The sequence below is a fragment of the Pseudomonas juntendi genome, from assembly GCF_009932375.1.
Classification (GTDB): Bacteria; Pseudomonadota; Gammaproteobacteria; order Pseudomonadales; family Pseudomonadaceae; genus Aquipseudomonas; species Aquipseudomonas juntendi.
Window position 1 is genome coordinate 36369 of sequence record NZ_BLJG01000029.1, and the last position, 20079, is coordinate 56447.

At 64.3% G+C, this 20079-nt stretch carries 17 protein-coding genes, 2 pseudogenes and 1 riboswitch; of the genes and pseudogenes, 5 read left to right on the plus strand and 14 right to left on the minus strand.

The window, feature by feature from the left end:
- Positions 1-239: 239 nt before the first annotated feature.
- Together GYA94_RS28610 and GYA94_RS04000 are read left to right on the plus strand one after the other, a co-directional pair.
- Positions 240-335, plus strand: a pseudogene (locus GYA94_RS28610) (hypothetical protein); the annotation flags it as partial.
- A pseudogene (locus GYA94_RS04000) lies at positions 332-697 on the plus strand (pyridoxal-phosphate dependent enzyme); the annotation flags it as partial. The pseudogenes GYA94_RS28610 and GYA94_RS04000, both read left to right, overlap by 4 nt.
- 48 nt (positions 698-745) lie before the next feature.
- On the opposite strand, the gene codA reads toward GYA94_RS04000, so the two are convergent.
- The 5 genes from codA to GYA94_RS04025 form a co-directional block, all read right to left on the minus strand.
- On the minus strand, positions 746-1984 hold the full coding sequence (codA, locus tag GYA94_RS04005) for a cytosine deaminase (protein WP_029886206.1): 1239 nt from the start codon (positions 1982-1984) through the stop codon (positions 746-748).
- Between the two features lie 4 nt (positions 1985-1988).
- On the minus strand, positions 1989-3206 hold the full coding sequence (locus GYA94_RS04010) for a PucR family transcriptional regulator (protein ID WP_054904711.1): 1218 nt from the start codon (positions 3204-3206) through the stop codon (positions 1989-1991).
- Positions 3203-4465, minus strand: a complete 1263-nt coding sequence (gene codB, locus GYA94_RS04015; protein WP_110676304.1) for a cytosine permease — start codon at positions 4463-4465, stop codon at positions 3203-3205. The genes GYA94_RS04010 and codB overlap by 4 nt, the downstream gene beginning before the upstream one ends.
- Before the next feature lie 236 nt (positions 4466-4701).
- On the minus strand, positions 4702-5361 hold the full coding sequence (gene tenA, locus GYA94_RS04020; RefSeq protein WP_054913734.1) for a thiaminase II: 660 nt from the start codon (positions 5359-5361) through the stop codon (positions 4702-4704).
- A gap of 2 nt (positions 5362-5363) precedes the next feature.
- Positions 5364-6011 carry a TenA family protein gene (locus tag GYA94_RS04025; protein ID WP_161891836.1) on the minus strand — a complete coding sequence of 216 codons (648 nt, stop codon included), beginning with the start codon at positions 6009-6011 and terminating at the stop codon, positions 5364-5366.
- Positions 6012-6100: 89 nt separating this feature from the next.
- Positions 6101-6215, minus strand: a riboswitch (TPP riboswitch).
- Positions 6216-6321: 106 nt separating this feature from the next.
- On the opposite strand from GYA94_RS04025, the gene GYA94_RS04030 reads away from it, so the two are divergent.
- Positions 6322-7272 (plus strand): site-specific integrase, encoded by a 951-nt coding sequence (locus GYA94_RS04030; protein ID WP_054904714.1) that lies wholly within the window; start codon positions 6322-6324, stop codon positions 7270-7272.
- On the opposite strand, the gene GYA94_RS04035 is transcribed toward GYA94_RS04030, so the two are convergent.
- Positions 7262-8404, minus strand: coding sequence for a glycerate kinase (locus tag GYA94_RS04035; RefSeq protein WP_161891837.1), 1143 nt, complete (start codon positions 8402-8404; stop codon positions 7262-7264). The two genes, GYA94_RS04030 and GYA94_RS04035, sit on opposite strands and share 11 nt — an antisense overlap.
- 217 nt (positions 8405-8621) lie before the next feature.
- Entirely contained in the window at positions 8622-9719 is a 1098-nt protein-coding gene (locus GYA94_RS04040; protein ID WP_144188196.1) for a sugar diacid recognition domain-containing protein, read from the minus strand.
- Between the two features lie 163 nt (positions 9720-9882).
- On the opposite strand from GYA94_RS04040, the gene GYA94_RS04045 reads away from it, so the two are divergent.
- Together GYA94_RS04045 and GYA94_RS04050 are read left to right on the plus strand one after the other, a co-directional pair.
- On the plus strand, positions 9883-11211 hold the full coding sequence (locus GYA94_RS04045; protein WP_110676298.1) for an MFS transporter: 1329 nt from the start codon (positions 9883-9885) through the stop codon (positions 11209-11211).
- A 174-nt stretch (positions 11212-11385) separates the two neighbouring features.
- The gene (locus GYA94_RS04050; RefSeq protein WP_161891838.1) at positions 11386-12906 is read left to right on the plus strand and encodes an FAD-dependent oxidoreductase; all 1521 of its coding nucleotides are present in this window, start codon (positions 11386-11388) and stop codon (positions 12904-12906) included.
- A gap of 27 nt (positions 12907-12933) precedes the next feature.
- Here the strand turns inward: GYA94_RS04050 and GYA94_RS04055 are convergent, their stop codons facing one another.
- The 7 genes from GYA94_RS04055 to GYA94_RS04085 all read right to left on the minus strand — a co-directional run bounded on the left by GYA94_RS04055 (position 12934) and on the right by GYA94_RS04085 (position 19824).
- Positions 12934-13635: a TraX family protein gene (locus tag GYA94_RS04055; protein ID WP_161891839.1), complete on the minus strand. Its 702-nt coding sequence runs from the start codon at positions 13633-13635 to the stop codon at positions 12934-12936.
- 3 nt (positions 13636-13638) lie between these two features.
- Positions 13639-14712, minus strand: a complete 1074-nt coding sequence (locus GYA94_RS04060; protein WP_161891840.1) for a metal-dependent hydrolase — start codon at positions 14710-14712, stop codon at positions 13639-13641.
- Positions 14713-14814: 102 nt separating this feature from the next.
- Positions 14815-15576: a 1,6-dihydroxycyclohexa-2,4-diene-1-carboxylate dehydrogenase gene (locus GYA94_RS04065; RefSeq protein ID WP_161891841.1), complete on the minus strand. Its 762-nt coding sequence runs from the start codon at positions 15574-15576 to the stop codon at positions 14815-14817.
- 146 nt (positions 15577-15722) lie between these two features.
- Positions 15723-16733 (minus strand): benzoate 1,2-dioxygenase electron transfer component BenC, encoded by a 1011-nt coding sequence (gene benC, locus GYA94_RS04070; RefSeq protein ID WP_161891842.1) that lies wholly within the window; start codon positions 16731-16733, stop codon positions 15723-15725.
- A 72-nt stretch (positions 16734-16805) separates the two neighbouring features.
- The gene (benB, locus tag GYA94_RS04075) at positions 16806-17291 is read right to left on the minus strand and encodes a benzoate 1,2-dioxygenase small subunit (RefSeq protein WP_161891843.1); all 486 of its coding nucleotides are present in this window, start codon (positions 17289-17291) and stop codon (positions 16806-16808) included.
- Positions 17288-18646 (minus strand): benzoate 1,2-dioxygenase large subunit, encoded by a 1359-nt coding sequence (gene benA, locus GYA94_RS04080; protein WP_161891844.1) that lies wholly within the window; start codon positions 18644-18646, stop codon positions 17288-17290. The genes benB and benA overlap by 4 nt, the downstream gene beginning before the upstream one ends.
- A 221-nt stretch (positions 18647-18867) precedes the next feature.
- Positions 18868-19824 (minus strand): helix-turn-helix transcriptional regulator, encoded by a 957-nt coding sequence (locus tag GYA94_RS04085; RefSeq protein ID WP_161891845.1) that lies wholly within the window; start codon positions 19822-19824, stop codon positions 18868-18870.
- Positions 19825-20079: the final 255 nt, after the last annotated feature.

The following is a 20079-nucleotide window of genomic DNA, read 5'->3' on the forward strand; positions in this document are numbered from 1 at the left end:
ATTTCGTACTGTGTTATGTAGCATGTAATTACGTACTGATTATGCCAATACCGGCTTTGGTCAGTAAAGGTTTTCTCACATGGAATAATCACGGCTTATCGCATGTGAGGGGTGAATTTGTGGGTTTGGTAGTGCTGGCAGCGGTACGAAGCTCTGCAACCACCCGCCTTGTGTCCCAGGCGCTTTGCCGCCACCATGAACGTCCGGTTCCTGCCCCTGCGAAAAAGCACCCGAAACACATGACCCTGGATAACTACAAGGCAATTGCCGACAGCATCGCGCTGTTGCTGTACCCGCACGCGGAAGTCATCGTCCACGACCTGCGCAGCCAGACATCATTGGTTGCTGGCCCGAAAATGATCCCGCACTGGCGCGCTCGCTACAGGCGGGTGAGATCATCGAAGTGCAGGCGCGCGAAACCCTTTCCGACGGCACCGCCGGTGGCATCGAGCCAGGTGCTGTCAGCTTCCCGCTGTGCCAGGCGCTGGTCACCGGGACGGTGCTGGTCAGCGAGGACGAAATCCGTGCGGCGATGCGCGACATCGCCCGCCACGAGCGCTGGATCATCGAAGGCGCTGCGGCAGTTGCCGTCGCCGGCATGCAGAAACTGGCCAGGCAGTACCAAGGCAAGCGAGTTGCGGTGGTCCTGTGTGGCCGCAACATTGTCCTGGACAAGTTTCTCGAAGCGGTCGGGTGACAGCTGACGCCAGGGCCCGGCATAGCGCCGGGCCCCAACCTCAACCGCTCAGAGCAGGCGCTGCACCTGGGCTGGCGTACGCTGCATCAGCACCTTGCCATGGCGCACCGAGACCAGCGCATGCCCCTGGCTGCGCACCATCTCGTAGTCATCGGGTGCCGACAGCAGCAACAGGTTGGCTGGGCGCCCCACCTCGATGCCATAGTGCTCCCCAAGGTTCAGGGTGCGGGCGCTGTTGTCCGTGATCAGGTCCAGGCAACGCTGCAAGTCTTCGTAGCCGAGCATGTGGCAGATGTGCAGCCCGGCCTCGAGAATGCGCAGGATGTTGCCGTTGCCCAGCGGGTACCACGGGTCCACGATGGAGTCCTGGCCAAAGCACACGTTCATGCCGGCGCGGTCGATTTCGGCTACCCGGGTAACCCCACGGCGCTTGGGGTAGTTGTCGAAGCGCCCTTGCAAGTGGATGCTTTCGGTTGGGCAGGACACGAAGTTGATGCCCGACAGCTTCAACAGGCGGAACAGCTTGTAGCAGTAAGCGTTGTCATACGAACCCATCGCCACGGTATGGCTGGCGGTGACCCGGGCGCCCATGCCACGCACCCGGGCTTCCTCGGCCAGAACTTCAAGAAAACGTGACTGCGGGTCGTCGGTTTCGTCGCAGTGCACGTCTACCAGGCAGCCGCTGCGCTCGGCCAGGTCCATCAGGAATTTTATCGACGACACGCCCTGGTCGCGGGTGTTCTCGAAATGCGGAATGCCCCCCACCACGTCGGCACCAATGGCCACCGCTTCGGTCATCAATGCCCTGCCGTTGGCATACGACTCGATGCCTTCCTGCGGAAACGCGACGATCTGCAGGTCGACCAGCCCGCGGACTTCGTCGCGTACCTCGACCATGGCCTTGAGCGCGGTAAGCGTCGGGTCGGTGACATCGACATGCGTGCGCACATGCTGGATACCGTGGTCCACCAGCATGCCAATGGTTTTCTTCGCGCGGGCCTTGATGTCATCGTGGGTGGTGAACTGCTTGCGCTCGGCCCAGCATTCGATGCCCTCGAACAGCGTACCGCTCATGTTCCACCTCGGCTCACCGGCCGTCAGGGTGGCGTCAAGGTGGATGTGCGGCTCGACAAAGGGCGCTACCACCAAGTTCTGTGCAGCGTCCAGGTCGCCGGGCGCCTGCGCCACTGCATTGGCCTGCGGCACGATTGCGCTGATGCGCTCGCCAGCAAGTTCAATGCGGAACAAGCCGGGTTTGCCGCGCAGCCGGGCGTTGATGATGTTCATGCGGTTACTCCTTGCCGTGGGCTTCGCTCATGCGCCATACCAACATGGCGACCGAAGCATTCATGCGAAAAAGCGGGTCGTCGATCGACTGCCCGCTCAGTTGTTCGATGCGCTGTATGCGCTGATTGACAGTGTTACGGTGCAGGCCCAGGCGCTGGGCGGCTTTGAGGCTGTTGCCATTTTCCATGAGCAAGGCGTCGAGGGTGTGGACCAATGCAGTGGCTTGCTTGCGCCCTGGTGCCAGCAGCGGGCCAAGGGTACGGCTGACGAAATCGTCGATCAGCGAGCGGTCGACGATGCCCTGTAGCAAGCGCAGCACGCCCAGCTCACTGAAATTGCAGTAACCACTGGCCGGGCGCAGGTGCCGGGCCACATCCAGTGCCTGGCGCGCTTCATTCAAGGCCTGGCGGTAGTGTGCACAGTCTTCGGCAAGGCTGGAAAGCCCCATGTACAGGCTCAGCTCGCCGGCCACCCCTTGCAATTGCCGGTACAACCCGGCCAATCGTTCCGGCAGGTCTTGCGTGTCGGCCAGCAACACCACGAACAGGTCACCGGGCAGGTGCGCCGTGACGCTGCCCGGCTGCTGCCGGCACCAGGCTTGCAGTTGATCCTCCAGGGCCTGGCGGGTGTGCTGCCAGCGCCGCTCGCCGAGCGTCAGCCCCAACCGCTGGAACAGCTCATCGACCCCGGCCAGGCGCAAGGCCAGCAGCCGGCGCGGCTCATCCAGCGCCAATTGCAGGTGCGCAGCGCGCTGCCGGGCAATCGCCAGGCTTGGGTAATCGCCACTGAGCAGTTGGCCGAGGATGTCGTTGCGCGAGCGGCGAACCTGGGTCATCTGCACCAGCGCAGTACCGATCAAGTGGGTGACCACCACCATTTTCAGGGCGTAAGGCTGTTCGATCAGTGGCAAGCCCAGCTGCTCGGCACGGGCAATCACTGCAGGCGCAATGTGCTGGATGAAACTGCCGCCGGTGAGGATTACCAGGCCGGCAATGCCGACGGCGTCGCCGTCTTCGACCAGCGCAAGCAGGTTGGCCTCACCCCGTGGGTGGTTGATGCCGGTGACGAACACCAGCTCGCCGCCCATCACCCATTCGGCGATACCTTCGTTTTCTGCCACATAAGGCCAGCGTACCCGCCGTTGCAGGTTGCGCGCCCCGGCGCGCACGCTCATCTCGTGCAGGCCGGGCAGCTGCAGGATTTCTTCCAGCGCCAGGCTCACGGTTCGACGCCCGCCTGGGCCGCTGCGCGGCGCCCGCCCAGCTCGAGCACGACGATGTAGCACAGCGCCGAGGCGCCGATACCCACCAGCGGTGCCACCCAAGGCGACGCGTAGGCCAGTACGGCGCCAACGGCGTAGGCCAACAGCCCGACCAGGTTGTAGCGGGGCAGCGTTGCAGTGCGCAGCGCCGGGTATTTGCCACGGTGGCGGTACCAGAAATCGGCCATGATCACCCCACCCACCGGCGGAATGATCGAACCCAGCAACACCAGGAACGGGATCAGCATCTCGTACATCCCACCCATGGCCAGCACGATACCCACAGCGGCCGCCAACAGGGTCGCCGTGCGCCGCCGCTCGCTGCGCAGCAGGTGGCACGCGGCAGCCGAAACGTTGTAGATGGTCGGCCCCTGGATGGTCCACAGGTTCAGGCACAGCATGACCACTGCGGCAAAGGACAAGCCCTGCAGCATCATCACTTCGACGATATCGGCCTGCTGGTAGACCATGGCGCACCAGGCGCCTGCCACCACCATCAGGCCGTTGCCCAGCAGGAACGCGACCACACTGGCGCTTACCGCTACCCGCCCGCTGCGCGACAGGCGTGTCCAGTTGGTCGCCTGGGTGGCGCCGCTGGCAAAGGTGCCGAACACCATGGTCACTGCCGCGGAAAACGTCATGGTCTCATGCGGTACCACCGCCGCCAGGCCGGCGAACCCACCGGCATCCCGGGTGGCGATGTACATCGACACCAACAGCAGCACGAACATCAGTGGCACCGAAACCCGGGCCAGCACATCCAGCCCCTTGAAACCGAGGATGGCGGTGATGCTGAAGCCCAGGCCGAACAGCACCATCAACGGCAGGCTGAAACCCTCTGCCAGGCCAAGCAGCTTGACCAGCACGATCGCCACCGTGGCGGTGCCCCAGGCGTACCAGCCCAGTTCGGCGAAGCCCAGCAGGAAGTCGGACAGCCGGCTGCCTGCCTCCCCGAAACAGAAACGCCCCATCAACACCGTGTTCAGGCCGCTACGCGAGGCAATGAAGGCCAACGCGGCGGCATACAGCGCAAGCAAGCTGTTACCGAGGGTGGCGACCCATAGCATGTCGGCGAAACTGAACGCCATGCCCAGTTTGCCGCCGGCAAACATGGTGCCGGTGAAGAAGGTGAAACTGAACAGGACCATGGTGATCGGCAGCAGGCCCTTGCGGGCTGATGGCGGCGCTTCGCTGAGTGGAAATTCGCTGGGTGAGCTCATTGCACGGGGCTCCAGGTTGTAGTTGGGAGCAGCTGGAGCAAGATGCGGGCCGCTTTTTGCGGCCGCCAAACAGCGAAAAAACCGGGCATGCAGCCCATTGGTGAATGTGCACAGTGACCAGTAAAGCCGGGTTTTAGCCCGGTGAAAGTGTGCGGCTCGACTTCTTTTGAGGCATTCATGCACCAAAGCGGTTCTGGGCTGAGTAGTAACCACCCAGCCCGACACCGCATGCAACGTTATGCCGCCCCGTCCAGCCCCATCTGCCAGAAATCCGCTTCCAGGCTGGAGGCCTGGGCGAAAATGGCTGCCAGTTCGGCAAAACGCTGCTCGGTCATGCTGCGTGCTGCCAGCTCGTCGAGGTGCCGGCGAGCTGCGGCAGCCACGCCCTGGTAGGCTGCACCCGCGTACTCGCCAATCCACTCGCGGTACGGGTGGCCGCTCAAGTCGCCAATCTGCTCGGCCAGGGCGCGGCCGATTTCGGCATAGCCGACCACGCAGGGGGCCAGTGCCACCTGCAGCTCCAGCAGGTCCCCGGCAGCGCCGCAGTCCAGCACGTAACGGGTATAGGCCACGGTGGCCTGATGCTCTGGCGCCGCTTCAATGTCGGCCTGGCTCAACCCCCAGCGCGCGCACAGCCGCAGGTGCAGCTCGGTTTCATCGAGAATGGCCGCCAGCGTGGTCTGTGCGGCACGAATGTCCGCCGGGCGTCGGCTTTTGTAGGCAGCCAGCGCCCAGGCCCGGGCAAACTGGACCAGGAACAGGTAGTCCTGCACCAGGTAGGTACGAAACGCTTGCTCGCTCAACGTGCCCGCGCCCATCTGCTGCACGAAGTCATGCGTGACATAGCGGGCCCAGGGGCGGTTGGCGGCGGTTTTCAGGCGCTCGAAGATATCCATGCTCACTGGCCCTCCGGGTAGATGGCATCGAAGAAGGCCAGCTCCAGTGCCACGGTGCGTTGGTAGAAGTCACTGGCCAGCGCCGCCGCCTGCGGGCCTACCCGGTCCAGTTCGGCCTGCAGGAAGGCAACGAAGTCCTGGAAGGCCGGGTTGTCATGCAGCGTGATCCATTCGGCATGGACAAAGTTGGCCGGCAAGGGCTTGGGCGCCTTCAACGCCCAGTCCAGGTACAGGCCCTCGGCAACGTTGAGCACCGCCAGCGCCGCCGCGTAGGAACGGGTGGCGGCCGCTTCGCGCATGATCGCCTTGAAACCGGCGGTGGGTGCGGTATCGGCGGGTTCGCGGCGTTGCGCCGGGCTGACATCCAGCGCCTCGAACGCGCGCAGGAAATAGGTGTTCTCGTCGCTGCAGATCATGCCGGCAAAGCGGCCGAAGCGCAGCCGGGCCTCGAAGGTATCGGCGGTGGCGATGGCGGCACCGAGCAAGGTCAGGAAGCTGTCGAGAAAGCGGTGGTCCTGCACCAGGTAGTCGATCATGATCGGCGCCGGCAGGCTGCCGTCACACAGTTGGGTCACGAAACGGTGGCCAACGGCGGCCGACCAGGTCGGGTCGCTATGGCGGCGCAGGGTCTGGCTGAAGCGTTCGGTCATGGTGCTGTCCTTGTGGGGGGATGGCAGCGAGACCTTGGCACTGGGCATGGACGAGCCTCGCATGTGAGGCCGGCAAAAAGGCAGGTAACGACACGTATCGAGCCCATCCCTTCGCCGGCATGATCCGGATCAGGTTCGAAGGGTCACCGCGCTGCGATGCTCAGCGGTTTCTCAGCCCGTTGCCGGGCTCCCCTTGGTCGCGCTCAGGTATACCGCAGCGTGCCGCTGCTGTACAGCGCGCCCGATCACACCCGGGACAGCCGGGTGATTTAGGTTTATCGTGTAGCCGTCCTCCACCGCCGCTTGCACCATGACCGATATCGAACGCTACCTGCGCGCCGCCACCCGCGACAACACTCGGCGTAGCTATCAGGCTGCCGTCGAACATTTCGAAAGCCACTGGGGCGGCTTCCTGCCGGCCACCGCCGAGAGCATCGCCCGTTACCTGGCCGAGCATGCCGACCAGCATGCCGTCAGCACCCTGCGCCAACGGCTGGCCGCGCTGAGCCAGTGGCACGTTGCCCAAGGCTTTCCCGACCCCACCAAGGCCCCCCTGGTGCGCCAGGTGCTGCGCGGCATTCGTAGCTTGCACCCGGCCCCGCCCAAGCAGGCTGCCCCGCTGCTGCTGCAGCACCTGCAAACGGCGGTCGCCTGTTTCGAAGAGGAAGCCCGCCAGGCCCGTGAGAATCACGACTTGGCCGCCTTGCGCCGCGCACGGCGCGATAGCGCGCTGCTGTTGCTGGGCTTTTGGCGGGGTTTTCGTGGCGATGAGCTGGCGCGCCTGCGCGTGGAGCATGTCCAGGCCGAAGCGGGTGTCGGCATCACCCTGTTCCTGCCACGCAGCAAGGGTGACCGCGAAGCGCTGGGGGTGCAGCACCGCACCCCCGCGCTCAAGGCCCTGTGCCCGGTCACGGCCTACCTGCAATGGCTGGAGGTTGCCGGCATTGCCCACGGGCCGGTGTTTCGCAAGCTCGACCGTTGGGGCAACCTGGGCGACAGCGCGCTCAACAGCAACAGCCTGGTGGGGCTGCTAAGGCGCATGCTGGCACGCGCCGGGGTTCCGGCAGCCTTGTACACCGGCCACTCGCTGCGGCGCGGTTTCGCCACCTGGGCCACCGCCAATGGTTGGGAGTTGAAAGCGTTGATGAGCTATGTGGGCTGGAAAGACGCCAAGTCGGCGCTGCGCTACATCGATGCGGCACAACGCTTCGGCGAACTGGCCGCCCTACCGGCCGGCCATGAGCAGGTGCTCATTCCCTGACGGCTGCGCAGCGCCACAGGCGGGCGATGTCACAGGCCCGCGCCTGCAGCAGCTCAGCGGCATCGGCACATGCCTGCTCCAGGCTCATTGGCCCACTGCTCAGGGTAAAGGCCGCATCCACGCCGTGCGCATACAATTGCTGGTAGCCCTCACCCAAGGTCCCGGCCAGTACCACCACCGGTACCCCGTGGCGCTTGGCGACCCGGGCCACGCCCATTGGCGTCTTGCCGCGCAAGGTCTGTGCATCGAAGCGCCCCTCGCCCGTCACCACCAGATCAGCACCTTGGACCAGGGCATCGAGCCCGGCCAGTTCCGCCACCACCTCTACCCCGGGGCGGAACTGCGCGCCCATGAATGCCCGCGCGGCGAAACCCATGCCACCGGCGGCGCCACAACCTGGGTAGTCACGCACATCCTCACCCAGCAACTGCGCACATTGGTCGGCAAAATGCCCCAGCGCTTGGTCCAGCGCCTGCACCTGCTGCGGGTTGGCGCCCTTCTGTGGGCCGAAGATCGCCGATGCACCATTGGCCCCGCACAGCGGGTTGTCGACGTCGGCCGCTACCTCGAACTGTACCTCAGCCAGGCGTGGGTCGAGATCGCTGGCATCGATATGCGCCAACTGCGCCAAAGTCAGCCCCCCTTCCTCCAGCGCCTGCCCCTGGGCATCCAGCAGGCGCAGGCCCAACGCACGCAACATGCCGCTACCGGCGTCATTGGTGGCACTGCCGCCAATGGCCAGCACCACGCGCTGTGCGCCGGCAGCCAACGCGGCGGCAATCAGCTCGCCGGTACCCCAGGTGCTGCTGCGGCAGGCATCGCGCTGCCCGGTTGGGACCAGCTGCAGGCCACTGGCCTGGGCCATTTCGATGATTGCCGTGCGGCTGTGCGGCAACCAGCCCCAGCCGGCTTCCACGCTCTGCCCCAGCGGCCCGCGAACGGTCTGGCGGCGCAGCTCGCCGTCGCTGGCGGCAAGGATCGCGTCCATGGTGCCTTCGCCACCATCGGCCATCGGGCATTCGACCACCTGCACACCCGGGCAACCCTCACGCAAGCCGGCGGCGATGGCGCGCGCAACCCCGGCAGCATCGAGGCTGTCCTTGAACGAGTCGGGGGCAATGACGATCTTCATGGGGATTCTCCTGTCCTGATGGCGGCATGCTGACAGCTGTGCGCCCAGGCGGCCTCGGTCAAATGCACAAAACCCTGGGTGGGTTGTTTGGGCGGATGCCTTTGGCCTGTGGCGGCCCTATCGCCGGCAAGCCGGCTCCCACAGGAATGAGTGCTCCCTCAGGCCTGTATCTGTGGGAGCCGGCTTGCCGGCGATAGGGCCGCAACAGAGAAATGCTTCAGTTTGCAGGCAACAGCTGCAACCCCAGGTACAAGCTCAGCATGCCTTCCATCCGCAGCGGGTCGACCTCGCCCAACTCGGCAATGCGCTCCAGCCGGTAGCGCAGGCTGTTGCGGTGGATGCCCAAGGCATCGGCACAGGCCTGGCTCTGGCCGTCATGGGCACACCAGGCCCGCAGGGTGGTCAGCAACTGGCCGCTGCTGTCCTTGACGCGTATGCGCTGCAACGGCTCCAGCAGTTCATCCAGTGCGTCATCATTGCGGTGGCGCCACAGCAGCGCCGGCAGCCGGTAGCGCTGCAGGCTGAGTAGGCGTTCGCCAGGCAATACCTCACGGCCATAAGCCAGCAAGTCACGCACCCGACGGTAACCCCGGCGCAACTGCTCCAGGCTCTGCGCGGCGCTGCCCAGGGCTAGCCGTTCCACTTCCCAGCCATGCCGTTGCAGGCGTTCCAGCAGGCGCGGCTCATCCAGTGCGACACCCGCCGGGCGGCACCACAGCAACGATTGCCGCGCCGGGCTGACGCACCAGCTGTCGGGGTAACGGCTGATCAACCACGCTGCCAGTGCCTCGGCGGCCGGCCCCGAGGCCAGTTCGAACAAGCACGGCACGCGCGGCAGCTGTGGCTTCAGGCCCAGTTGCCGGGCTTCGTCGAGCAACCGCGGGGAATCACCGCTGCCGCCAAGCAGCAACGCCAGCAGGTCGTCACAGCGCTGCCGCCGCCACTGCTGGTCGGCCTGCAAATGGCGCTGGGCCAGCAGCATTTCGGCGGTCATGCGCACCAGTTCACCGTAGGTTCGCACGTGCTGCGGGTCGCCGGTCAGGCCCAGCACGCCCATCAACCTGCCGTCGAGCATCAACGGCAGGTTGACCCCAGGCTGCACGCCCTTCAGGCATTTGGCCGCGTCAGTGTCCAATTCGACGATCCGGCCGTTGGCAAGCACCAACTGGGCGCCTTCATGGCGGGTGTTGATGCGTTCCGGCTCGCCGCTGCCCAGGATCAACCCCTGGCTGTCCATGACATTGACGTTGCACGGCAGAATGGCCATTGCCCGGTCAACGATATCCTGTGCCAGGTCATGGTCGAGTTCGAACATTGCACGGTCCTTAGGGTGTTAGGCTTTTGGGCTCGGGCACAGCAGCCCGCGCCCGGCACTGTGCAAAAGCACAAAGACAGGCACGCCGCAGTCCCCGAGACTCGTCAGGGCGAGCGCCGGCACAGGCGACGCGGCGATAACCATAACAACAGAGAATCCGATCATGGCACACAGCCCAGCCCCTGACCAAGGCACGGACACCACCCGCAACGCGCTGTACCGGCGCGTCACCCTGCGGCTGATTCCGTTCATTTTCATCTGCTACCTGTTCAACTACCTGGACCGCGTCAACGTCGGCTTTGCCAAGCTGCAGATGCTCGACGCGCTGAAGTTCAGCGAAACCGTGTACGGCCTTGGCGCCGGCATCTTCTTCATCGGCTATGTATTGTGCGGCCTGCCCAGCAACCTGGCGCTCAACCGCTTCGGCCCTCGGCGCTGGATCGCGCTGATGATGATCGCCTGGGGCAGTTTGTCCACTTGCCTGCTGTTCGTCACCACCCCGACCGAGTTCTATACCTTGCGCCTGCTCACTGGGGCGGCCGAAGCTGGCTTCTTCCCGGGTGTGGTGTTGTACCTTTCGCGCTGGTTCCCGGCAGCCAGACGCGGGCGCATCATGGCCCTGTTCATGTCGGCTATCCCGGTTTCGGGCCTGCTGGGCGGGCCGTTCTCCGGCTGGATCCTTGAACATTTCGCCGCCGGCCAGCATGGCCTGGCCGGCTGGCAATGGATGTTCCTGATCCAGGGCTTGCCGACCGTGGCCCTGGGCATTCTGGCAGTGTTCCTGCTCAGTGACGGTTACGAGAAGGCTGCCTGGTTGAGCGCGGGCGAACGCCAGCTGATCGCCGCAGACTTGGCGGCCGATGCTGCCAGCAAGCCTGCCACTGCCGGCGACAGTGTACTGGCGGTACTGACCAACCCGCTGATCTGGACCTTTGGTTTCGTCTATTTCTGTATCCAGAGCGGTGTCTACGCCATCAACTTCTGGTTGCCGTCGATCATCAAGGGCATGGGCTTCGACAACCCGCTGCTGATCGGCTGGCTCAGCGCCATTCCGTACTTGTTGGCCGGGGTGTTCATGATTCTCTGCGGGCGCTCGGCCGATTTGCGCAACGAACGCCGCTGGCATCTGGTGGTGCCGATGCTCATGGGCGCCGTGGGCTTGCTGATCGCAGTCAACTTCGCCGCCAACCCGGCCATCGCCATCCTTGGCCTGTCCATCGCCACCATGGGCGCGCTCACTGGTCTGCCGATGTTCTGGCCGATGCCCACGGCGCTGCTCAGCGCCAGTGCCGCCGTGGCTGGCCTGGCGATCATCAACTCGGTCGGCCAGATGGCCGGCTTCCTCAGCCCGTACCTGGTGGGGTTCATCAAGGACCAGACTGGGTCCACCGATGCCGCCCTGTATTCGTTGGCGGCACTGATCGTGCTCGGTAGCCTGGTGGCGCTGCGCGTGACCAGGGCCGGTGCACTGAGTGCTGCACGGGCCAATTGAGTCCAGCGGCGAGCCAGCCCGCTGCCAGACCACGCCAGCATAGTGATGCAACGGGCGTGTTCTAGTGGCAGCGGGCCTGGCCCGCTACCACCGGAACACCGGTCGTCAGCCCAACGCATCCCCTTCCCACCTCAGGCGTCAAAGGGTTCCAAAGGCCCCCTTTGGAGAACCCTCATGACCCAGTACGCCGTGGCCCGCCTGGCACAACTCGACGAGCACCGCCCGTTGCGCGTTCAGGCCGGCAGCGAAGAGATCATCCTCGTTCGCCAAGGCCAGCAGGTACGCGCCTATCAGGCCAATTGCCCGCACGCCGGCGCGCCGCTCGACGAGGGTGTGGTGTGCGCCGGGCTACTGGTCTGCCCGTGGCACAAAGCCGCGTTTGCCGTCGACGACGGCGCAGTCTGCGAACCGCCGGCACTTGCCGACCTGCGCCGCTACCAGGTGTTGCTCAAGGGCGATCAGGTGTGGGTAGATGACCAGCCCCTGGCTGCCGTCGAGCCGCCCAGGCACAGCGATGCCCGCTGCTTTGTGGTGGTGGGTGCCGGGGCCGCGGGCAGCGCTGCGGTGGCCGCCCTGCTCAGGCAAGGTTTTGCCGGCCGGCTGGTGTGGATAGACCAGGAGCGTCAGCCCGCCTATGACCGGACCTCGCTGAGCAAATTCGTGATCGCCGGGCAGATGCCCCCCGACGAAGTACCCGCCTTGCTCGACGCCGATGCCTTGCGCCAAGGCCAACTGGAGCGCAAGCATGGCAAGGTGCGCAGCGTTGACAGTCAGCACCGCCAAATCACTTTGGCTGACGGCCAGTCGATCGCGTATGACGCTTGCCTGCTTGCCACCGGCGGTAAGCCCGTGCGCCCGCAACTGGCCGGTATCGATCTGCCTGGGGTGTTCACCCTGCGTTCCCGCGACGATGCTGAGCGCGTGCTCGATGCGGCCGAGCCCGGCCAGCCGGTGGTCATTGTGGGCGACGGCTTCATCGGCCTGGAGGCCGCTTCGGCCCTGCAGGCGTACGGCGCGCGGGTGCATGTGGTAGCCCGCCACGAGATCCCCCTGGCTCGACAGCTGGGTGAGCGCATTGGCCGTTGCCTGCGCACGCTGCATGAGGCTCAAGGGGTGACTTTTCACGGCCCCACCGAGGTCAAGCTGATCGAAGGCCAGGGGCAGGTCGAGGCCGTGGTACTGGCCAACGGCGAGCGCCTGCAAACAGCCTTGGTCGTGCTGGGAACCGGCGTCAGCCCCGCGACCGCGTTTCTGCACGGGGTTCCCCTTGGGGAAGACAAATCGGTGAGGGTCGACGCCGACATGCGTGCTGCCCCCGGCCTATGGGCGGCAGGGGACATCGCCACATTCCCGCTTGCCGGGCGCCCGGTGCGCATCGAGCACTGGCGCCTGGCGCAGCAACAGGGGGTGATCGCAGCGGCCAACATGCTCGGCGAGCAACGCCGCTACGCCGACGTGCCGTTCTTCTGGACCTACCAGCACGGGGTCACCTTCGAGGTGCTGGGGCACGCACAGGACTGGAACCGCATCGAGTTCGTCGGCGGGCCGGAAACAGGTGACTTCATTGCCCTGCAGTGTGTGAACGAGCAGGTCGAGGCAGTGATTGCCAGGGGGTATTCCGACGCCATGGCGGCGCTGTCGCAGCGTATGAAACAGCCGTTGACCCTGCAACAGGCCCTGATGCTGATCGGCTGAAGGGGCTTGGGTAGGCCCGCCCTTCGATCACAGGCTCAGGACAGCACCTTTAATTACCAGCAGATGCACTGGATAAAACAGATAGCCCCAGCGCCCCACTGCCGGCACCCGCCAATCATCATGGCGCAACAGCACTAAGCCAAGCGCAAGCGCCGAGGCCGCGCTCAGCAGTGTGAGCAGGGTGATCGGTGCCAGCAAATGCGCCTGCAACCAGCTATTGGTCAGGTTGCCGCCCATGGCCAGCAGGCAAGGTAACACCCAGGCCGCGCCGCCCTGCCGGCGCGCCATCAGGCAGGCGCCTGGCAGCAATACCCCGGGCACCCCATACATCAACTGCCCACTGAACAAAAAACCTGCCAGCCCGGCCGCCAAACCCAGCAAACGCAGCGACAGCAACGGGTGATGCACACCCCAGGCCACCAGCAACCCCAATACCAGCGTCGGCATCACGTTCAATGTCTGCGAGCCGCCATCCAGCCAGCGATATGCAGGTTCCGACAGCACCGCGAACAGCAGCATCAGCCCCAGGTAGCGCACATTGCCAATGGTATTGAAAGCTCCTGCCCTGGCCCGCTGCACATTCACTGCAATGGCCAGGCAAAACAACGGGAACGCCAGCCTACCCACCACGAACAGGCCATCGGCTGTGGGCCAGAGAAAGCGCAGGTGATCGGCGACCATGGTCGCCATGGCGGTCCATTTGACCAGGTCCAGCCCCGCCGAGCGCAACCCTCAGCGCTCGCGTTCGGCAGGGCTGAGGCCCAGGTAGCGCTCGGTCCACAGGGCCAACGGCAGCGGTGGTTGCTGCTCCAAGACACGCCGCCAGATCAGCACCAGGTCGCGCCTGTTGAACATCGACCCGGGCCCGGTTTGGAAAGCCGCTGGCACATCGACCACCCACTGCCCCTGGCTGTCCCGGTGGGCCATGCGGAAACGGAAGCTGTAGTTGCCCGGGATACCCATGCGCAAGTCCGTGACCACCAGCACGTCGCCGACCTGGTCGTAACGCAACCAGTCATCGGTGAACCAGCGCAAACGCTGATACAGCTCATCGGTGGCCAACACCTGCGCCAACTGCGTGTTGCGCGGCAAGCGCTGCATTTCTGGCGCCTGCCGGTCGAAGGCGCTGCTGATGCCCTCGTAATAGTCACCCCCGGGCGTTTTTGCCAACACTCGCCAGACCAGGCTGTTGAAGGCAATGGGCACGGCCCGCAATTCAGTGGTGACGATACCTTGCTGGTCCAGTGCGGCCTGGAAGCGCTGCTCGGCGGCCATGCGCCCGGCAAGGCCGAAACCGAGGTACGCCGTGCTGAACACCAGTGCCAGGGTCAGCAGCCGCGTGGCCCTGGCAGTCACTCCGCGCACGGCCGCGTAGATAACGGCGGCCACCAGGGGCAAGGTATACACCGGGTCGATGATGAACACCGCAGCCCAGCTTTGCGGTGTGACTGGCAGAGGCCAGAACAACTGGGTGCCATAGACCGTGAAGGCATCGAGCAATGGGTGGGTGATCAGCACCAGCCAGAACGCCAGGAACAGCCTGTTCAAGGTATAGCCTTTGTCGGGCCAGCACTTGTTGACCAGCCAGGCCAGCAGCAAGGCCAGCCCGGTGAGCACGAACAGCGAGTGGGAGAAGCCGCGGTGGTAAGTCATCTGCGACACCGGGTCGGCGTAGCGGATGATCACGTCGAGGTCCGGCAGCGTGCCCAACGCCGCGCCATACAACAGCGCGCGGCGGCCTTGCAGGCGGCCCAGCACGGCACCCTGCAGGGCGGCGCCGAGTACAGCTTGGGTAATCGAGTCCAAGGGAGCATTCCTGGCAGGTGGTGACGGGAAACTACCCTCAACCAGGGCCGCTAGGCAATTCCCCGCCTTGTTGCCAGATGCAACGCCGCAAGACCGGGCGGTTCAGCCGAGGTCGCCGCCCCCTACCGGCAGGGTCACGCCGGTGATGTATGACGCTTCATCGCTGGCCAGGAACAGAATTGCCCCGACCTGCTCGTCGATGCTGCCGTAGCGGTGCATCAGGCTGCTGTCGAGGGTCTGGTCGACAATTTGCTGGTACCAGCGCCTCTCCTGCTCGGTTTGCTCGGCGGTGTTGCGCGGTACCCGCCGCGGCGGCGCTTCGGTGCCACCCGGCGCGGTGGCGTTGACGCGGATGCCACGGCCAGCGGTTTCGAAGGCCAGGCAAGCAGTCAGCGCATTGACCCCACCCTTGGCCGCACCATACGGCACCCGGTTCACGCCCCGCGTGGCGACCGACGAGACATTGACAATGACCCCACTGCCGCATTCGAGCATGTACGGCAGTGCGGCGTGGCAGCACCACAGGGTGGGGAACAGCGAGCGGCGCACTTCGGCTTCTATCTCTTCGGCCGCGTAGTGCTCGAAAGGCTTGGCCCAAATGGTACCGCCCACATTGTTGACCAGTATGTCGAGGCGGCTGAACGTTGCTACTGCGCTGGCCATGACCCGGACGCAGTCGGCGTGCCGTTCAAGGTCGGCGGTCAGGGTCAGCACCCCCTCGCCGGCCAGTTCGTGGACCAGTTCGGAGCGGTCTACCGCCACCACTTGCGCCCCCTCGGCCTTGAGCCGCCAACACACGCCACGACCAATGCCTTGGGCGGCGCCGGTGACCAGGGCAACCTTGCCTTCGAATCTTTTGTTCATGTTCAAATCTCCGCTTCCCCGCGGTCCCCGTAGGAGCGGGTTTACCCGCGAATGCGTCCGACCAGGCAACGTTGCTGTACCTGCTGGCCTCTTCGCGGGTAAACCCGCTCCTACAGGGGGCGGTGTCATGCTCGGGGTAAAGGTAATCAGGCCGCCGCCGCGAACTTTTCGTAGTAGAAGTTGGCCGGGGTAATGCCCTGCTCACGCACGTACTGGCTGACCGCTTCGACCATCGGCGGTGGCCCGCACAGGTACACATCCACATCGCCATCGTTGAGGTGGCCCGGCTCGATGTGCTGGGTCACGTAGCCCTTGTGCGGGTATTGGCTGTCCGGGTTGGTCACGCAGGCGCTGTAGGTGAAGTTGGGGATGCGTGCAGCCAGTGCTTGCAGGCGGTCGAGCTCGACCAGGTCGAAGTCGTTGGTCACGCCATAGATCAGGTGCAGCGGGTGTTCACTGCCCTGCTCGGCGATCTTTTCCAGCATCGCGGTGAATGGCGCCAGGCCGGTACCGCCGGCCAGCAGCAACAGCGGGCGCCGAATCGGGCGCAGGTAGAAGCTGCCCAACGGCCCGGTCAGGCTCATGCTGTCGCCGGCCTTCGCCAGGTTGGTCAGGAAGCTGCTCATCAGGCCGCCCGGCACGTTGCGGATCAGAAAGCTGACTTCGCCGTCCTTCTGCAACGAGCTGAACGAGTAGGCGCGGCTCTGCTCGCTGCCCGGCACCTTCAGGTTCACGTACTGCCCTGGCAGGAACGCCAGGCGGCTCAGCGCTTCGCCCTTGATCGACAGGGCAATGGTGCTGGCCGACAATTGGCGCACATCGCTGATGGCCGCCTCGAAACTGCCCTGTTCGGTCTTGCACAGCTGCGACGACACCGGAATGTGAATCACGCAGTCGCTTTCGGCGCGCATCTGGCAGGTCAGCACGAAGCCTTCGGCGATTTCGTCTTCGCTCAAGGCATCTTCGATAAAGTTGTCGCCCAGGTCGTAACGCCCGGACTCGGCCTTGCACTTGCAGGTGCCGCAGGCGCCGTCGCGACAGTCGAGCGGGATATTCATGCCCTGGCGATAGGCAGCGTCGGCCACGGTCTCGTGGCCCGTGGCCTCAATGAAGCGGGTGACCCCGTCTTCGAAATTCAGTGCGATCTGGTAGCTCATGTTGCACCTCGCGGGCGAGCCGACCCACGGCGCGTCGCAAAACGCACCGGGCAGTGCTCGCAAAACCCTGTATCAGATGTGGTAGATGTCGATGACCTGGCGCACATAGTCGTTCTTCAGCACGACCTTTTTCGCCTTGATCAGCGGCTGCTCACCGCGCAGGTCGAGGGTGTAGAAACTGGTGCCAAAGTAACTGTCGGTGGTCTTGTAGCGGAAGCTCAGCGTGTGCCAGTTGAAGCGCACCTTGCAGCTGCCCTCGCCCTGTTCCACGATCTCGATGTTGCTGATGTTGTGCGAGGTGCGGGTATCAGGGACGGTCGCACTGGAGCGCTCGGTCTTGATGCGGAATATGCGGTCTTCCAGGCCACCACGGTTGCCGTACCAGATCAGCGAGATTTCGCTTTGTGGGTCTTCGGTCAGGCTGTCGTCATCGTCCCAGCTCGGCATCCAGAAGCTGACGTCGCTGGCGTACAGTTCCAGCCATTGGTCCCACTGGGCATCGTCCAGGTAGCGCGCCTCGCGGTAAAGGAAATCGCGCACGGTTTCATGCAGGCTCATTGCACGGCCTCCACGGGGATCAAGTGTTGTTCGTGCTTGAGGGCGCGGACCATGGTGGCCTGCCAATACTTGTGCTGCAGCACGAACAGGCCTTCGTCCTCGGTGCGCACGCCAGACAGTAGCGGCTGCAGTTCGATCTCTTTGGCCGCCGCATCGGCGCCTTCCACCCAGTGCGCCGCACCGCGGGACATGTCGTTCCAGCCAGTACCGCGGCCATAGCCAGTCTGGCACGAGCGGAACTCTTCCAGGTCGTCCGGGGTGGCCATGCCGCTGACGTTGAAGAAGTCTTCGTACTGGCGGATACGCTTGGCCCGCGCCTCGGCGCTCTCGCCTTTCGGCGCGATGCAATAGATGGTGATTTCGGTCTTGTTCACCGAAATCGGCCGGGCAACGCGGATCTGCGAGCTGAACTGGTCCATCAGGTACACGTTCGGGTACAGGCACAGGTTGCGCGAGTTCTCGATCATCCAGTCGGCCCGGGCCTGGCCGAAGTCGGCCGCCAACTGCTCACGGCGCTCGTAGGCGGGGCGGTCCTCGGGGTTGGCCCAGCGGGTCCACAGCAGCAGGTGGCCGTGCTCGAAGGAATAGAAGCCACCGCCCTGCTTGGCCCAGGCGCCAGCGCTCATGGTCTTGATCGCGTCACCGGCCTCGCGCTGCTTGCGCTGGTTCTGGGTGGCAGCGTAGTTCCAGTGCACGGAGCTAACGTGGTAGCCGTCGGCACCGTTTTCAGCAGTGAGCTTCCAGTTGCCTTCATAAATGTACGAGCTGGCACCGCGCAGCACTTCCAGGCCTTCCGGCGACTGGTCGACGATCATGTCGATGATCTTCGCCGACTCGCCCAGGTGCTCGACCAGCGGCTTGACGTCGGCATTCAGGCTGCCGAACAGGAAGCCGCGGTACGACTCGAAGCGCGCCACCTTGGTCAGGTCGTGGGAGCCCTCGCAGTTGAAGCTGTCGGGGTAGCCGGCATTGCTCGGGTCTTTTACCTTGAGCAGCTTGCCGCTGTTGTTGAAGGTCCAGCCGTGGAACGGGCAGGTGTAGCTGGAACGGTTGCCGCGCTTGTGCCGGCAGAGCATGGCACCGCGGTGGCTGCAGGCGTTGAGGAAGGCGTTGAGCTCACCGTCCTTGTTGCGCGCGATGAAGATCGGCTGGCGCCCCATGGTCAGGGTGAGGAAGTCGTTGTTCTCGGAGACCTGGCTTTCGTGGGCCAGGTAAATCCAGTTGCCCTCGAAGATGTGTTTCATCTCCAGGTCGAACAGGCGAGGGTCAGTGAACATCTCGCGCTTGCAGCGGTAGATGCCCTTTTCACGGTCGTCCTCGAGCATGGCATCGAGGTAGTCGAATCCCAGGGACATGGCCAGGGTCTCCCTTGTTATTGTTTAGACCTGGTCAGGTTAGGGATTGGTATGGGGCGGCAATATCCGGTTTGTGCGGGGTGCTATCCGTTTTGTGCAGGTGGATGTGAAAGGTTCAAGGGCCTCTTCGCGGGCACGCCCGCTCCCACAGGTACTGTGTATCCCTCAAAGGTCAGGAATTCCTGTGGGAGCGGGCGCGCCCGCGAAGAGGCCGGTGTCGTTCAGCGCCGATTACGCAAGGTTTCCGAGGGCAACTCGCCAAACTGCTGCCGATACACCTCGGAGAACCGCCCCAGGTGCAGAAAGCCATAGTCCATGGCCAGTTCGGTCACACTGCGTACCGAACAACTGGCATCGCTCAGGCAGGCATGCACCTGCTCCAGCTTGCGCTGGCGTACATAGTGCTTCGGCGTGGTCTGCAAGTGCCGTTCAAACAAGGCATACAACGAACGCAGGCTCATGCACGCCTGCTCTGCCAGTGCTTCGGCGGTCAGTTCAACTTTCAGGTTACGGTCGATGTGGTCGATGATCCGCTCAAGGCTCGCGCCCGGCGAGCCCAGGCTCTCGCGGCGGAGATTGGTGTTCATCAGGGTCAGCAGCTTGCTGGCGACGATCTGGCTGTAATGGCCCTGCACCCGCGGCAGCGAATCGCTCACCTCCGCCTCATGGCAAACCATTGCCAGCAGGTTGACGAAGCCATCCAGTTCATCCAGCCGATAATGGTTACGCAAAAAGCGCACGCCGCCGTCGGGGCGGTGCCAGCGCTGTTCATCGCAGATTGAATCGAGCAAACGCGCAGGCACCTTGAGAATGAATTTTTCGCAGTCTTGCGAATAGGTCAGGTCAACCGGGTCGTCAGGGTTGATCAGCAGCAGTTCGCCCGGTACCAGATGCTGCTCACCCTTGTGTCCGCGCCACAGGCAGTTGCCGTTAAGCAGCACCTGCAGGTGGTAGATGGTTTCCAGGGCTGGCGAGGTCACCCGCACGCTGCCGCCGTAGCTGATGCGGCACAGATCGAGTTCGGCGAATTTGCGATGGCTGAGGCTGGCCTGGGGGTGGGTGGTGCGCGACAGGCCGATGCAATGCTGGCCGACATGCTGGTTGACATAATCGGACACAGCATACGGGTCGGCGTGGTGAAACACGCTACTGCGCTCGCTCAGCAGGCGGTTTTCCATAGGCAAGGCACTCGGCGTCGTTATTGTTCTGGTCGCCGCTTCCTACGGCCTTGTGGGGCTGTGGTTGCGGTCGTCACGGTCATTCTATCGGGCCGGTTGCAGGTCGCGGGGGCAGGCGACAGCCGGTGGATGAGCACACTTAAGCAAAAAGGCGGGGGTTGGGCAATGCGGCGTTGGGATTGGGTGGGCGGATAGCGGACACGCCAAGTTTGGTTGGTGTTCGGTAATCGAACTCATTTTGCAGGTCTGGCCCTA

Coding starts and splice junctions, on each gene's coding strand:
- benB (WP_161891843.1), bottom strand. CDS start 17,291: ATGAGCCTGCATGAAACCGTGCGCGATTTCCTTTACCGCGAGGCGCGC.
- benC (WP_161891842.1), bottom strand. CDS start 16,733: ATGAGCTACCAGATCGCACTGAATTTCGAAGACGGGGTCACCCGCTTC.
- GYA94_RS04045 (WP_110676298.1), top strand. CDS start 9,883: ATGGCACACAGCCCAGCCCCTGACCAAGGCACGGACACCACCCGCAAC.
- GYA94_RS04050 (WP_161891838.1), top strand. CDS start 11,386: ATGACCCAGTACGCCGTGGCCCGCCTGGCACAACTCGACGAGCACCGC.
- tenA (WP_054913734.1), bottom strand. CDS start 5,361: ATGGATATCTTCGAGCGCCTGAAAACCGCCGCCAACCGCCCCTGGGCC.
- GYA94_RS04035 (WP_161891837.1), bottom strand. CDS start 8,404: ATGAAGATCGTCATTGCCCCCGACTCGTTCAAGGACAGCCTCGATGCT.
- GYA94_RS04025 (WP_161891836.1), bottom strand. CDS start 6,011: ATGACCGAACGCTTCAGCCAGACCCTGCGCCGCCATAGCGACCCGACC.
- codB (WP_110676304.1), bottom strand. CDS start 4,465: ATGAGCTCACCCAGCGAATTTCCACTCAGCGAAGCGCCGCCATCAGCC.
- GYA94_RS04040 (WP_144188196.1), bottom strand. CDS start 9,719: ATGTTCGAACTCGACCATGACCTGGCACAGGATATCGTTGACCGGGCA.
- codA (WP_029886206.1), bottom strand. CDS start 1,984: ATGAACATCATCAACGCCCGGCTGCGCGGCAAACCCGGCTTGTTCCGC.
- GYA94_RS04085 (WP_161891845.1), bottom strand. CDS start 19,824: ATGGAAAACCGCCTGCTGAGCGAGCGCAGTAGCGTGTTTCACCACGCC.
- GYA94_RS04065 (WP_161891841.1), bottom strand. CDS start 15,576: ATGAACAAAAGATTCGAAGGCAAGGTTGCCCTGGTCACCGGCGCCGCC.
- GYA94_RS04030 (WP_054904714.1), top strand. CDS start 6,322: ATGACCGATATCGAACGCTACCTGCGCGCCGCCACCCGCGACAACACT.
- benA (WP_161891844.1), bottom strand. CDS start 18,646: ATGTCCCTGGGATTCGACTACCTCGATGCCATGCTCGAGGACGACCGT.